Annotated in this window: 11 protein-coding genes (1 of these 11 cut by a window edge); 2 read left to right on the top strand and 9 right to left on the bottom strand. The window is 76.3% G+C overall.

Translation table 11 applies throughout. From position 1 onward, the window contains the following. On the top strand, positions 1-490 hold the final stretch of the coding sequence (locus LC193_RS10720; RefSeq protein WP_226073609.1) for an RDD family protein. 515 nt of this gene lie to the left of the window's left edge; the window shows 490 of its 1,005 coding nt (coding positions 516-1,005); its start codon lies beyond the left edge, outside the window; the stop codon is at positions 488-490. Here LC193_RS10720 and LC193_RS10725 read toward each other — a convergent pair. The 7 genes from LC193_RS10725 to LC193_RS10755 form a co-directional block, all read right to left on the bottom strand. Beyond that, complete coding sequence (locus LC193_RS10725) at positions 474-1,139, bottom strand: hypothetical protein (RefSeq protein ID WP_226073610.1); 666 nt, start codon at positions 1,137-1,139, stop codon at positions 474-476. The two genes, LC193_RS10720 and LC193_RS10725, sit on opposite strands and share 17 nt — an antisense overlap. A 66-nt stretch (positions 1,140-1,205) precedes the next feature. Then, positions 1,206-2,639: an adenosylhomocysteinase gene (gene ahcY, locus LC193_RS10730; RefSeq protein ID WP_226073611.1), complete on the bottom strand. Its 1,434-nt coding sequence runs from the start codon at positions 2,637-2,639 to the stop codon at positions 1,206-1,208. Positions 2,640-2,902: 263 nt separating this feature from the next. Beyond that, positions 2,903-4,105 (bottom strand): mannose-6-phosphate isomerase, class I, encoded by a 1,203-nt coding sequence (manA, locus tag LC193_RS10735; RefSeq protein WP_226073613.1) that lies wholly within the window; start codon positions 4,103-4,105, stop codon positions 2,903-2,905. A 92-nt stretch (positions 4,106-4,197) separates the two neighbouring features. Beyond that, positions 4,198-5,439 (bottom strand): SIS domain-containing protein, encoded by a 1,242-nt coding sequence (locus LC193_RS10740; protein WP_226073615.1) that lies wholly within the window; start codon positions 5,437-5,439, stop codon positions 4,198-4,200. Between the two features lie 23 nt (positions 5,440-5,462). Beyond that, entirely contained in the window at positions 5,463-5,636 is a 174-nt protein-coding gene (locus tag LC193_RS10745) for a Trm112 family protein (RefSeq protein ID WP_086160236.1), read from the bottom strand. 83 nt (positions 5,637-5,719) lie between these two features. After that, positions 5,720-7,078 (bottom strand): phosphomannomutase/phosphoglucomutase, encoded by a 1,359-nt coding sequence (locus tag LC193_RS10750; RefSeq protein ID WP_226073617.1) that lies wholly within the window; start codon positions 7,076-7,078, stop codon positions 5,720-5,722. Positions 7,079-7,153: 75 nt separating this feature from the next. Next, positions 7,154-7,528 (bottom strand): DUF3499 domain-containing protein, encoded by a 375-nt coding sequence (locus LC193_RS10755; RefSeq protein ID WP_218027917.1) that lies wholly within the window; start codon positions 7,526-7,528, stop codon positions 7,154-7,156. A gap of 185 nt (positions 7,529-7,713) precedes the next feature. On the opposite strand from LC193_RS10755, the gene LC193_RS10760 reads away from it, so the two are divergent. Beyond that, positions 7,714-8,178 (top strand): metallopeptidase family protein, encoded by a 465-nt coding sequence (locus tag LC193_RS10760; RefSeq protein ID WP_226073619.1) that lies wholly within the window; start codon positions 7,714-7,716, stop codon positions 8,176-8,178. Positions 8,179-8,221: 43 nt separating this feature from the next. Here the strand turns inward: LC193_RS10760 and LC193_RS10765 are convergent, their stop codons facing one another. Both LC193_RS10765 and LC193_RS10770 read right to left on the bottom strand, forming a co-directional pair. Beyond that, the gene (locus tag LC193_RS10765) at positions 8,222-9,778 is read right to left on the bottom strand and encodes a DUF5719 family protein (RefSeq protein ID WP_226073622.1); all 1,557 of its coding nucleotides are present in this window, start codon (positions 9,776-9,778) and stop codon (positions 8,222-8,224) included. Continuing rightward, entirely contained in the window at positions 9,775-13,542 is a 3,768-nt protein-coding gene (locus tag LC193_RS10770; RefSeq protein WP_226073624.1) for a glycosyltransferase, read from the bottom strand. The genes LC193_RS10765 and LC193_RS10770 overlap by 4 nt, the downstream gene beginning before the upstream one ends. Positions 13,543-13,611: the final 69 nt, after the last annotated feature.

The following is a 13,611-nucleotide window of genomic DNA, read 5'->3' on the forward strand; positions in this document are numbered from 1 at the left end:
GGGGCTCGACCTGTCGCGCGTGCCCGACGGGCTGTGGCTGGCCGTGCGGCAGTACCTGACCCGGCTCGACCGGCTCGACCCGCAGGTGGCCTGGTCGATGGGCGTCCGGCTGGCGGATGACGTGGTGGCGCGGGTGGGCACGCCCGCGCCGCCCGGGCTGCACCCGGCCGCCTACCTGAGCGCGGTCACGGCCGAGCGGCAGCGGCGCGAGGCGGAGCGCGCCTTCGGGGAGCGGGCCGGTGCGCCGACCGCTGCGGCGCCGCAGGGTCCGGCCGTTCCGACGGCCGTTCCGCCGGAGGCCGGGCCCGGCCCTGGCGAGGTCCTGGCGGCGCCGGAGCCCGGGGCACCGGGCGGCTTCGCGCCGCCGGGCGGCCCGGTGCCGCGGGAAGCGCCGGGGGCCGGGGTGCCGCGGGACGGGGCGCGGGACCGGGAGCAGCGGGCGGCTGACCCGCCGCCGGGTCCCGCGACGGGCTTCACTCCTCCGTCGTGACGTCCGCCGCGGCGTCCGGGTCCTGCGGTTCCTGGGGGAACGCCGAGGGCGGCGCGTCGAGGTCGGCGAGTTCGATGCCGGGCGCGGACAGCACCACGTCGCCCGCGAGGTGCGCGGTGCGGCGCTCGCCGGTGTCGAGGTCGTCGATCAGGTAGGTGTCCACGGTCAGCTCGGCGCCGTCGGAGGTGTGGACGTCCCGGCCGGTCAGCGTCCACCGCTCGGTGGCGGTGCGGGCGGCCAGGGCGGGGGGCGCGAGCGCGACCAGCCGCACGCGGGCGTGGGCGCCGGGTTCCGGCAGGCGCAGCAGGCGCGCGGTCGCGACGAGGAACGCGGGCGACGGGCCGGTGAACGCGCGGGCGGGCGCGTTGCGTTCCTCCGCGCCCTCGCCGGTGCGGGCGGCCATGCGCACCCAGGTCACGCCGTTGAGCGCCGCGCCCCGCACCTGCCAGCCGCCGGCCCGCAGTTCGAGCCGGACGGGCCGGCCGCGCGTGTCGATCGTGAGGTCGACCGAGCCGCTGTCCGTGCCGTCGGGTCCCGCGACACCGGAGACGTAGCGCCAGCCGGTGGGTCCCGGCGCGCACTGGAACCGTTCGGTGCCCAGGGGCGTGCCGTCGTGCGGGTCGTGGTGGCGGTAGGTGCCGCGGGGCATGGCGTGGGCCGGTGGGGTCGGGGCCGCCGCCCGGCCGCGCGGGGCGGCCGGGCGGCGGCGGGCCGGTCAGTAGCGGTAGTGCTCGGACTTGTAGGGGCCCTCGACGGGCACGCCGATGTAGTCGGCCTGCTCCTTGGTCAGCTCGGTCAGCCGGGCGCCGAGGGCGTCCAGGTGGAGCCGCGCGACCTTCTCGTCCAGGTGCTTGGGGATGGTGTAGACGCCGGTCGGGTACGCGTCGGGCTTGGTGAACAGCTCGATCTGGGCGATCGTCTGGTTCGCGAAGCTGTTGGACATCACGAACGAGGGGTGGCCGGTGGCGTTCCCCAGGTTCAGCAGGCGGCCCTCGGACAGCATGATGATCGTGTGGCCGTCGGGGAACGTCCACGTGTGGACCTGGGGCTTGACCTCGTCCTTGACGATGCCGGGGGTGTTGGCCAGGCCCGCGATGTCGATCTCGTTGTCGAAGTGGCCGATGTTGCCCACGATCGCCTGGTGCTTCATCCGGGCCATGTCGGAGGCGCGGATGATGTCCTTGTTGCCCGTGGCGGTGATGAAGATGTCGGCGGTCTCCACGACGTCGTCGAGGCGGGCCACCTGGTAGCCGTCCATCGCGGCCTGGAGGGCGCAGATCGGGTCGATCTCGGTGACGATGACGCGCGCGCCCTGCCCGCGCAGGGACTCGGCGCAGCCCTTGCCGACGTCGCCGTAGCCGCAGACGACGGCGACCTTGCCGCCGATCAGGACGTCCGTGGCGCGGTTGATGCCGTCGATCAGGGAGTGGCGGCAGCCGTACTTGTTGTCGAACTTCGACTTGGTGACGGCGTCGTTGACGTTGATGGCGGGGAAGAGGAGCTGCCCCTCGCGGAACATCTCGTACAGGCGGTGCACGCCCGTGGTGGTCTCCTCGGTGACGCCGCGGATCTCGGACGCGGCCCGCGTCCACTTCTGCGGCGCCTCGGCGAGGGTGCGGGTCAGCAGCTGGAGGATGACCCGGTGCTCGTCGTTCTCCGCGGTGGCGACGTCGGGGACGCTGCCCGCCTTCTCGTACTCCACGCCCTTGTGGACCAGGAGCGTGGCGTCGCCGCCGTCGTCGAGGATCATGTTCGGCCCGCCGGTGGGGGCGTCCGGCCAGGTCAGCGCCTGCTCGGTGCACCACCAGTACTCTTCGAGCGTCTCGCCCTTCCAGGCGAAGACCGGGATGCCGGCCTCGGCGATGGCCGCGGCGGCGTGGTCCTGGGTGGAGAAGATGTTGCAGGAGGCCCAGCGGACCCGGGCGCCGAGGGCCACGAGGGTCTCGATGAGCACGGCGGTCTGCACGGTCATGTGCAGCGAGCCGGTGATGCGCGCCCCGGCCAGCGGCTGGGCGGCGGCGAACTCCTCGCGGATCGCCATCAGCCCGGGCATCTCGTGCTCGGCGAGGGTGATCTCCTTGCGGCCGAAGGCGGCCAGTGAGAGGTCGGCGACCTTGAAGTCCTGAGCGTGGGTGGCGCTCGTTGTCATGACGACTGCTCCTCGATGGTGAGCGTTGGCGGACATGATGCGACTGCGGGCGCGCCGCGCGAGCGCGGTGCGTCCGGAGCCTCGCAGTCCGTCGGAGGGCCTTCTTACCCCTCGGCCGGGCTCGCCCGCGGGCCGCCCGACTGCCATCAGCAGCGACGTCGACTTCCACTCCGAATTTACACCGCGCCCCCCGGTGCCCCTCAAGGCCGCGGGTGCCCCGGGGACGGCTTCGCGTCACCGTCCCGCGGCCTCACCCGGCGGCCTCACCCGGCGGTCGTGGCGCGGAACAGGGTGCCGGGACCCGCCGGGACGATCCGTTCACCCGCGGGCACGTAGGCGGAACGGCCCGGGTCGAGGACCAGGTCGCCGCCGTCCTCGGCGCGCAGGGTGACGCGGCCCCCGGTGCACAGCAGGACCTGGGCGGCCCCGGTGGGCAGCGGCTCCCCGGGCTCGCCGGTGAGCACGTACCGGGAGAGGCGGAACTCGTCGATCGGCGTCGCGTACCGCTCCTCGCCCCCCTGTTCCTGGGCCGGGCGCAGCACCCCGGGGTCGCCGGCCTCGAAGCGCACGATCCGCAGGAGTTCGGGGACGTCGACGTGCTTGGGGGTGAGCCCGCAGCGGAGCACGTTGTCGGAGTTCGCCATGATCTCGACGCCGAGTCCGTGCAGGTAGGCGTGGGGAACCCCGGCGCCGAGGAACAGCGCCTCGCCGGGCGCGAGGCGCACGTGGTTGAGGAGCATGGCGGCGACGACGCCCGGGTCCCCGGGGTAGTGGCGCGCGAGCGAGGCGTAGGCGGCGCACGCGGCGGCGTGCGGATGGTCGGGGCGCGCGGTGGCGAGCCGGTCCGCGGCCTCGGCGGCGCGCGCCGCGGTGTCGGCCACGGCCGCCGGGTCGGCGGTCAGCACGGCGGTGAAGACCTCGCGCAGCGCCCCGCTCTCGGGGCGGGCGCGCAGCAGGTCGGCGTAGGGCTTGAGCTGGTCGACGCCGAGTTCGTCCAGCAGGTCCGCGGTTCCGGCGGCGGGGCGGAAGCCGCAGAGGCCCTCGAACGGGGTGAGCGCGCAGATCAGTTCGGGCTTGTGGTTGGCGTCCTTGTAGGTGCGGTGCGGGGCGTCGGCCGGGACGCCGCGCCGTTCCTCGTCGGCGTAGCCGGCCTCCGCCTGGGTCCGGTCCGGGTGGACCTGGAGGGAGAGCGGGCTCTGGGCGGCGAGGAGCTTGAGCAGGAACGGCAGCCGGGGGCCGAACCGCTCGGCCGTGGCGCCGCCGAGTTCCGCGGCGGGGTCGGCGGCGATGACCTCCGCGAGGGAGACGGGCCCCGCGCCCCGGTCCACGCGGGAGGGCGCGCCGGGGTGGGCGCCCATCCACAGCTCGGCCTGCGGCTCGCCGGTGGGCTCGGTGCCGAGCAGTTCGGGGATGGCGGTGACCGAGCCCCAGGCGTAGGTCTTGACGGTGTTGTCCAGCAGGTCCATGTCGCGGCGGTCTTTCTGCGGAGCGGGCGGGTGGGTGCGTGGGTCGGCGCGCGGTCGCCCGGGCGGGCGCGCCCGGCGCGCGAAGCGCCGGGCTACGCGCCGGCGCCGAGCGCCAGGTAGACGGCGGCGAAGTCGAGCCGGGCGATGAGTTCGGCCACGGCGCCAAGCGGGCCGCCACCGTCGTCGGCCGCGCGCAGTTCACCGAACGCGACGCCCTGGGCGAACGCGAGTTCGCGCGCCGCCGCGGCGGCCCCGTCCGGCTCCGCCGCGCCGCCCGGCCCCGCCTGCGGGCCGCCGTCCTCGTCCCCGGCGCCGGCCGAGCCGTCCCTGAGCAGCAGGACGCGGGGGTGCAGCGGCGCCGGCTCGTCGACGCGGTCGCGGAAGAAGTCGTCGTCGGCCGCGCCCTCCCGGCCCGGCCCGCCGCCGAGCAGCGCGCCGTGCGCGGTCAGCGCCTCGGGCAGCTGCGCGGTGAGCGCGGGATGGCCCGCGAGGCCGGTCAGCGTGGCGGCGGCGTGCCGGGCCGCGGCGCGCGCGAGGGGGCCCTCGCTCCACAGCAGCGGCAGCGTGGCGGAGAACTCGACGGCCAGGGTCTTGGCCGGGTTGTCGTGGGTCCTGACGGCGGGTCCGCAGCGTTCCGCGACCGTGTCGAGCCGGTCGGCCAGGGCGGCCACCGCGGTGCTGTCCGCCGCGCCCCGAGGGCCGTTCCCGCCCGGTGAGCCGCCCTGGCCCTCGGCGGCGCGCGCGCCGAACAGGCCGAGCCTGTCGCCGAGGAGCAGCACCGGGGTGAGCAGGGCCCAGGCGGGCCCTGGGGCGGCCGGGTGCCCGGCGGTCCGGGCGAACGGCGCGGGGGCGTACGGCAGTCCGAGGCCGCGGCGGTGCGCGGTGACGTCGGCCAGGGGCGAGCCCTCGGGGGCAACGGACACCAGGGAGCAGCCGCGCCGGTGGGCGGCCTCGACCAGGAGGGAGAGGCCGGGCGCGATGCCCTCGGCCGAGAGGACCACGAGCAGGTCCATGGGCCCGGCCCAGCGCGGCAGGTGCCAGGTGAGGGCGCCGGGCGCGGGCAGCGGCCCCGCCGGGCGCAGCCGCGTGACGCGGACGGTGTCACCGGCGAGTGCGGCGAGCAGGTCGGCGGCGAGCGGCGTTTCCGGTCCCGTGCCCGCGACGAGGACGGTGCCCGGCCTGCCCTCGGGGGTCAGCCGGCCGAGCGGTGACTCCTCGGCGCCGCGGGCCGCGGTGCGCACGTGGGCGCCGGAGGAGGCGACGGCCCGCAGGAGCCCGCCGGAGTCCGCGCGGGCCAGGGCGTCGGGGGCGTCGAGGAACGTTTCGTCGGTCATGGGTCTCGGTGGGCCGCGCGAACTCAGCCGGTGCGGCGCGCCTCGTCCTCCAGCAGGACGGGGATGCCGTCCCGCACCGGGTAGGCCAGTGCGCAGCCGTCTCCGGTGCACAGCAGCTCGTCGCCTTCCTCGCGCAGCGCGGCGTGGCAGACGGGGCAGGCGAGGATGTCGAGCAGAGCGGCCTCGACGAGCGGCATGGGCGTCCCTCCCGCGGTGCGTGACTGTCGCTGGTCACCCTACCCGGAGGGACGCCACGGCGGCACGACGTGCCAGGGCCGCGTCAGGCGCGGACGAGCGCGAGCACCTCGTCGCGGATCTTCTCGACGGTGGCCGTGTCGCGCCCCTCGATGTTGAGCCGCAGCAGCGGCTCGGTGTTGGAGGGCCTGAGGTTGAACCACCAGTCGGCCGAGGTGACGGTCAGGCCGTCGAGCTCGTCGAGGGTGACCCCCTCCCGGTCGGCGTAGGCGGCGCGCACCGCGGCGGCGCGCCCCGCCTGGTCGTCGACGCGGCTGTTGATCTCGCCCGAGCTTGCGTAGCGGTCGTACGCGGCGACCAGTTCGGACAGCGGGCCCTGCTGCTCGCCGAGCGCGGCCAGGACGTGCAGGGCGGCGAGCATGCCGGTGTCGGCGTTCCAGAAGTCCCTGAAGTAGTAGTGCGCGGAGTGCTCGCCGCCGAAGATCGCGCCGGTGCGGGCCATTTCGGCCTTGATGAACGAGTGGCCGACGCGCGTGCGGATCGGGGTGCCGCCGTTCTCGCGGACGACCTCGGCCACGGTCCAGGAGGTGATGAGGTTGTGGATGACGGCGGACCCCGGGGCCTTGGCCAGCTCGCGGGCGGCCACCAGGGCGGTGATCGCGGAGGGCGGCACGGGCTCGCCGCGCTCGTCGACGACGAAGCAGCGGTCGGCGTCGCCGTCGAAGGCCAGGCCGATGTCGGCGCCGGTGGCGCGCACGCGGGCCTGGAGGTCGACGATGTTGGCCGGATCGAGGGGGTTGGCCTCGTGGTTGGGGAACGTGCCGTCCAGTTCGAAGTACAGTGCGTCGAGTTCGACCGGGAGGCCGGCGAGCACGGTCGGGACGGTGTGCCCGCCCATGCCGTTGCCCGCGTCGACGACGACCTTGAGCGGGCGGATGCCGGTGAGGTCGACGAGGGAACGCAGGTGGGCCGCGTAGTCGTCGAGGGTGTCCCGCTGCCCGATGCTCCCCCGGTCGGCGACGGGCTCGGGGGCGCCCTCATCGGCCCAGCGCTCGACGAGGGCGCGGATCTCCGCGAGGCCGCTGTCCTGCCCGATGGGCGCGGCCCCGGCCCGGCACATCTTGATGCCGTTGTACTCGGCGGGGTTGTGGCTCGCGGTGAACATGGCGCCCGGCAGTCCGAGCGCGCCGCTCGCGTAGTACAGCTGGTCGGTGGAGCACAGGCCGATCTCGGTGACGTCCGCGCCCCGGGCCGCCGCGCCGCGGCCGAACGCGCGGGACAGGCCGGGCGAGGACGGGCGCATGTCGTGGCCGATGACGACGGCGGTGGCCTCGGTGACCTCGGCGAAGGCCGCGCCGAACAGTTCGGCGAGGTCTTCGTCCCACTGGTCGGGAACCACCCCGCGCACGTCGTAGGCCTTCACGATCCGTGACAGATCCGGCACGGTAACCCCTTGTCTTGAGGTCGGTGGATGGGCGGTGCTGACGTGAGCGCTCGCCCTCAATGTACCGGCCGGGCCTCAGGGGTCGGGCGACCGGAGGATGCGCAGGTGCCCGCGCCGCGCGACCTCCATGGGGTCGGCGCCGACGGGCGGCGTGGGCGGCGGCTCCTGGCGCGGCGGCGTGCGCGCGGCCTCGCGCACGGCATCGGCCAGCGCTTCCAGGTCGTCTGAGGTGTGCCGGGCGGCGGCGGGGTCCACGGCCAGCCGGACGACCTCCCAGCCGCGGGGTGCCGTCAGCCGCTCGGAGTGCTCGGCGCACAGGTCGTAGCAGTGCGGCTCGGCGTAGGTGGCCAGGGGCCCGAGGACAGCCGTGGAGTCCGCGTACACATACGTAAGCGTCGCGACGGCGGGTCTGGCGCACGCGGTGCGCGAACAGCGACGTACGGGGCTCACGATGTTGGACCGTACCGCACTCCTGAGCGGGTCGCGACGACTCGGCCCGGCGTCACCCTGCCGTGTCGTCCCACCTGCGCCCGCGGTGTCCGCATTCGTCTGTTGGTTCGGGGTTGTCCCGCGGCGGCGGGGCTGACGCGCGCAGTCCTCACCCGCGGGCCGCCCGTCCTCTATCGTCGTGGGCGATGGACACTTCCAGCGGCGTCCCCCCAGTCCCGCCGGGCCCCGCCGACCGTCATCGGCGCAGGGACCGGCACGGCCGCGGCATGCGCGGTCCCGTGGCGCCGCCGCAGGTGCCGCTCGCGCTCAGCCGCGCGGACACCTTCGACTCCCTCGTGAGCGATTCGGCCGACCGGCTGCGGCGCAGGCTGCCGCAACTGGCGGGCGTGGACTTCGCGGTGCGCGAGGTGCCGTGGCTGCCGCGCGAGGACGAGGCGGCGGACGAGGGGGACGGCGTGCCGCTCGGCGGGCTCGAACGCGCGGGTGCCGGGCGGCCGGACCGGATCGTGGTGTACCGCCGCCCGGTGGAGCTGCGGGCCAGGGACGGGGACGAACGCGCCCAGCTGGTGCACGAGGTCGTCGTGGAGCAGGCGGCGGAACTGCTCGGCCTCGCCCCCGAGTCGGTCGACCCGGGCTACGGCGAGGACTGAACGTTCCGCGGCCCGCGGGCGGGCGCGGGCCCGGACCCCGCCCTCAGTCCATGAGGATGGACAGGTCGGGCGCGGTCTCGGGAACGGCCACGGTCGACCGGTCGTCCGACAGGGTCTGGACGGTCCAGCCGGCCGTTCCGTCCTCCTCGACGGCGAGGGTCCTGGCCGCGTACAGCGTCCCGCCGCGCGGGGTCAGCGTCACGGCGAACGTGCCCTCGGTGCCCTCCGGCGGTTCGGGGGCGAGGGTGAGGGTGGTGCGGCCGTCGATCGTGTGCGTCTCGCTGACGCTCTCGCCGCCCTCGGCGCCGGCCGACCACGTGACCTCGACCTCGACCGCGTCCCCGGGGGCGAAGAGGGAGAGCGCGGTGCCGGACGCGGTGTTGCCCGCGGCGGAGGCGCGGGTGCCGACGGGCCCGGTCGCCTGCACGAACGCCATCTCCTGCTCGTCCTCGTCCCCGATCGTGAGGCGGGCGGCGGCGACGACGCGCCCGCCGCCCGAGCCCTCGGCGGGGGTCAGGACGAGGGAGCCGGGCTCGCCCCTGGTGACGTTCTCCAGGTCGATCGCGGTCAGCGTGCCCGCGGGGACGGTGATCGTCTCGTAGCCGGCGGGGGTGATCGTTCCGCCGCTCCCGGCCAGGCCGACGTCGAGCGTGACGTCCTCGCCGCCCGGCGCGTACACGGCCAGGCGCACCGAACGCGTTCCGGCGGGGATGCCCGGCAGGACGGCGGGGCCGCCGGCGGGTGCGGCGGCCGGTGCCAGCCAGTCGGCGCCGAGTTGCTGGTCGACGGCCTCGATCTGGGCGCCGATCCGCCCCGTTCGCGCGGTGACCTGGACGGCGACGTTCGTCTGCGGCTCGGGGCTGACGGTGGAGAGGCGGACCGGGAGGGTGGCGCCGCCCGGCACGGTCAGGCCCTGCCCCGCCTCGGAGTCCAACGGGCCCTCGGCGCCGTGCAGGACGATGTCCACGACGGTGGCGGCCCGGTCCGGGTTGGTGATGTGCAGGTAGTCGGAGCGGCTTTCGGCGGTGCTCGCGCCGGCGAACCAGAACTCGGTGTCCGGGGCCTGGCACGCGGTGCCGAGGACGCCGCTGCCCGGCCCCGAGCCGACGACCGTGGTCTGCTGAACGGTCCAGCCGGGCGCGAGCTCCTGCTCCGCCGTGCCGCTGAGGGCGGGGGCGTCCGCGTCGTCCACGCGCGCCGACACCGGGGCGCCCGGCTCGGTGAGCGGCACCACCGGCTCCGCCTCCCCGCCGCCCGCCGCGCCGTTGTCCTCCTCGCCGCCGTCCTCCTCGTCGCCCGGCAGGTACTCGGGCGCGGGCAGCAGCGCGGCGCTCGGCCCTGCGTCCTCGCCGTCCTCGCCGGCGTCCTCGCCGTCCCGTTCCGCGGCCCCGTCCGTGGGCGGCGTGAACGCGGTGTACACGGTGGAGCCCGACTCGGCTCCCGTGGGCCGGGGGCAGGTCAGCACGGTGCGTTCGACGGGAACGGGCGCCCGGTCGGCCACGGGCGCCGCCTCGCCCTCGCCCGGCCGCAGGAACGCCACGCCGGTGACCGCCGTGAGCGCGACGGCGACGGCGAGGAGGGACAGGGGTGCGCGGTTCATCGCTGGTTGCTCCCGTCGCCGCGGTCGGTCCTGTGGTCGTAGGGCTGCCCGGCCTGGTCATGCGTCCGGCCGTCCCAGGCGGGGTACTGCTGCGGCGGGACCTGCCCGGGGGCCGCGCCCTCGTGGGGGGCGCCCTGGCCCTGGTAGGCGCCCTGGCCCGGCCAACTCCCTTGGTCGTGGCCCGGATACGCGCCCTGGTCCTGGTATCCGCCCGCTTCCTGGTACCCGCCCGTCCCCTGGTAGCCGCCCGCTTCCTGGTAGGGGCCGGGCCACGCGTCCGGGTCACCGCCCCACGAGCCCCCGCCCGGCTCCGCGGGGCCGGGGGGCGCCGCCGCGTACGGCGCCGCCTGCGGGGGAACGCCGGGCGCGGGGGCCGGAGGCCCGTCCGGCCCGACCGATTCGTCCGGCCCGTCCTGCGGCTCGGCACCCGGCGCGGCCGGCTCGCCCGCGCGCTGCGCGGCGTGGGCGCGCGCGGGCGGAGCGGCGCTCTGGCGCCGCGCGCGGCGGCCCTGGGGCGCGGCCTCGGGCTCGGGCTCGTCCGGCAGGTCGTCGTCGAGTTCGCGGCGGCGGCCCGGCAGCGCGAGCACGGTCAGCACGAGCAGGCCGAAGCCCTGCGCCCACGTCCACAGGGTGTGGGTGAACGGCGCCTCGTGCACGACGTCGAGGCGCCCGCCGCCCGCGGGCAGTTCGAAGCCCTGGGCCCAGCCGCCCACGGTCACGGCGGGCAGTTCCTGTCCGTCGAGGGTGGCCCGCCACCCGTCGGAGGCGGCGTCCGCGAGCCGCAGCACGCGCCCGGCCTCGCCGTTGGGCACGTCGGTGTGGATCTCGACCGCGCCGGCGGGGACGGCGACCGCCGCCGCGGCGCCGCCCTGCTCCTCCGCGGGCACGATCATGGCGCGCGCGACCTCGCGGTCCACGCGCCACAGCGCGCCCTCCTCCTGGCTGAGCCGCTGGAGTCCCGGGGTGGTGTCGAGCACCCGCTGGAGCCCGGGCGGCGAACCGTCCTGCACCAGCACGTACCGCACCCCGAAGGCGGCGAGCGCGGTGGTCTGGTCGGCGCCTGAACCCGCCACAAGGTCACCGACGACCCGGCTCAACCCGTCGTCGGGGCCGAGCAGTTCGGCGAGGTCGGCGTCGCCGAGGCGGGCGCCGGAGCCGCGGACCAGGCTGTAGTCGACGGCCGCGGCCGAGCCGTCGGCCACCGCGTCGCGGCCTGCCAGGACGAGCGTGCGGGCCTGGTCCTGCCCCCGGCTCTCCTCGGCGACGAACGCCGGGACCTGCACGGGGCTGGTGCGCTCCAGCGGGCCGTCCGCGCCGCCGATGACCCAGCCGGCCGCGACGAGCAGCGGTCCCGCGGCGGCCGCGCCCGCGATGGCCACGGCGACGGGCTGCCGCCAGCCGAAGCTCTGCGCGGCGACCCGGTACCGCGCGCCGTCCGCGCCGAGCACGGCGGCGGAGAGCAGCGCGATGCCGTTGACGAGCGTGGCCGGGCCCGCCCACCCCTCGCCGTCGGACCAGACCGCGAAGACGAACGCGACCAGGGCGACGGCCCACGCGGTGGTGACGGCCAGCCGCCGTTCGCCGCGCAGCAGCGCGCCGAGCGCGGCGAGCACGATGCCGATGAGCAGCCAGGTGCCCGGGGTGCCGGGGCCGCCGGGGTTGAGGTTGAGGAGCTGGAACGCGGTGGCGTCGCCCGTGTCGAACGGCAGGCCCACCTCGCGCAGGAAGTCGCCCGGGCTGAGCAGGACCGACCAGGACCACGGGCCGAGCAGCACGAACGGGGTGAGCAGCACGGCCGCCGTCCGCAGCGCCTTGGCCCGGACCAGCGCCGGGTCGAAGGGCAGCGGCAGGGCGAGGGCGAGCAGGGCGAGCAGAACGGCCAGCGGCCACATGACGGGTGTGAACGCGGTCGCGACCGTCAGCAGCAGGGCGCACGCCCATGTCGCGCGCCAGGAGCCGCGCCCCCCGGGGGTGGCGTAGCCGGCGGCCAGGACGGCCGTGCGGGCCAGCGGCGGCAGCAGCACGGCGAGGACGGCGGTGCCGAGGTGGCCGCCGGCCAGGGCGCCGGTGACGGCGGGCAGGAACGCGTAGGCGACGGCGGCCCACGCGCGCAGCACGCGGGACATGACCAGGGGGCGCGAGGTGAAGTAGGCGCTCAGGCCGGCCAGGGGCACGCAGGCGACCAGGGCGAGCGTCATCGTCAGGCCCGTGCTGCCGAGCAGCCCCGTGGCCAGCAGCGCCAGGAACGCGAGGTAGGGCGGCGCGGACTCGGTGCCGCCGGTGCCGATGGGCTGCCAGGTGCCGAAGTGCCGGTCCCACAGGGCGCCCGCGTCGTCCGGGGCGGGCAGCAGCGCGCCGCCGGAGAGGGCGCCGGTGCCGATGAGGTCGCGGCAGGCGACCAGCGCGGCGAGGAGCAGGCCGAGGAAGAGCAGGGGCCCGGGGCGGCGGAAGAGGCGCCTGAGGCGGGCGAACTGCTCGACTTCGAGCGAGTCGGCCTCGTCGTCCGAGGGGCCCGACTCGACGGCCCCGTGCCGGCCGGCCGGCGCGGTCGCGGTCTCGGAGCGCCTGGCGAGGCCGCCCGCGGCCTGTTCGAGTGTGGTGCGGACGGTGGCGAGCGGCGGGGGGAACAGCGGGCGGAGGTCGCCGGGGTCGCCGCCGGCGGCGGCTCGTTCGCGGCGGCGCCGCGCGGTGAGCACGAGTCCCGGGCGCAGCAGGGTGCCGAGGAGTCCCGCGGCCTCGTCGACGGCGCGGCCCGGCAGTTTGCCGACGAGGTAGGCGAGGACGCGCAGCAGGGTGCCGAGGACGAGCCGGAAGACGATCCAGGGCAGCGCGCGCCCGCGGGCGTTGACGAGCAGGGTGTAGGCGGCGGCGGCCTTGTCGACGCGGTGCGGGTTGCCGCCGAGGCGTCCGGCGCAGTCGATGGAACGGCGCTCGCGCGAGGCGGCTTCCGCGTGCCGCAGGACGGCCTGGGGCGCGACGAGGACGCGGTGCCCCGCGGCCTGGGCCCGCCAGCACAGGTCGAGGTCGTCGCGCATGAGGGGCAACCGGCGGTCGAATCCGCCGAGTTGTTCGAAGACGTCGCGGCGGACGAGCATGCCGGCGGTGGAGACGGAGAGGACGGCGCGCACCTGGTCGTGCTGCCCCTGGTCCTGCTCGCGGCGGTCGAGGCCGGTCCAGCGGCGCCCGCTGTTGGCGATGGAGACGCCGACTTCGAGGAGTTGCTTGCGGTCGTACCAGCCGCGCAGTTTGGCGCCGATGATGGCGGCGGAGGGCGTGGCGTCGGCCTGCCTGAGCAGTTCGGCGAGCGCGTCCGGTTCCGGGGCGGCGTCGTCGTGGAGCAGCCACAGCCACTGGACGGGCTCGCCGAAGGGCAGTTCCGGCAGGTCGTAGGTGCTGGTGTCCCAGGTGCGGGTGACGGGGTCCCAGGCGCTGCGGCGCTTGAGGTAGGGCAGTTCCTCCGGCGTCAGGACCGGGGCGGTGCGGGCGGCTTCGGCGACCGCGCTGCCGAACCCGCTGCGGCGGGCGAGGTGCAGGACCCGGTCCGCGCCGATGGCCTCGGCGACCAGGGTGGCGGAGGCGTCGGCGCTTCCCGTGTCGGCGGCGATGACGTCCTGGACCGGCCGCTCCTGGCCGAGCAGGCCGCTCAGGACCTCGGGGAGCCAGCGTTCGCCGTCGTGCGAGACGAGGACGGCGGTGACGACGTGCCGCGGGAATTCGGGATGGGCGGCCTGCTGGGTCGCCGCCGGCTGGCTGTGCACGGACATCGAGGTGCTGGCCCCGGTTCTCGCTGGACGGTGTGGACGGTGCCGCCGCGCGGCGACGTCTCGGACAGC

The organism is Streptomyces marincola (assembly GCF_020410765.1).
Taxonomy (GTDB): Bacteria; Actinomycetota; Actinomycetes; order Streptomycetales; family Streptomycetaceae; genus Streptomyces; species Streptomyces marincola.

Bases quoted from the DNA above. Each gene is read 5' to 3' on its own strand.
- LC193_RS10765 (WP_226073622.1), bottom strand. From the start codon at position 9,778: ATGAACCGCGCACCCCTGTCCCTCCTCGCCGTCGCCGTCGCGCTCACG.
- LC193_RS10770 (WP_226073624.1), bottom strand. From the start codon at position 13,542: ATGTCCGTGCACAGCCAGCCGGCGGCGACCCAGCAGGCCGCCCATCCC.
- LC193_RS10725 (WP_226073610.1), bottom strand. From the start codon at position 1,139: ATGCCCCGCGGCACCTACCGCCACCACGACCCGCACGACGGCACGCCC.
- LC193_RS10760 (WP_226073619.1), top strand. From the start codon at position 7,714: ATGGACACTTCCAGCGGCGTCCCCCCAGTCCCGCCGGGCCCCGCCGAC.
- manA (WP_226073613.1), bottom strand. From the start codon at position 4,105: ATGGACCTGCTGGACAACACCGTCAAGACCTACGCCTGGGGCTCGGTC.
- ahcY (WP_226073611.1), bottom strand. From the start codon at position 2,639: ATGACAACGAGCGCCACCCACGCTCAGGACTTCAAGGTCGCCGACCTC.
- LC193_RS10740 (WP_226073615.1), bottom strand. From the start codon at position 5,439: ATGACCGACGAAACGTTCCTCGACGCCCCCGACGCCCTGGCCCGCGCG.
- LC193_RS10745 (WP_086160236.1), bottom strand. From the start codon at position 5,636: ATGCCGCTCGTCGAGGCCGCTCTGCTCGACATCCTCGCCTGCCCCGTC.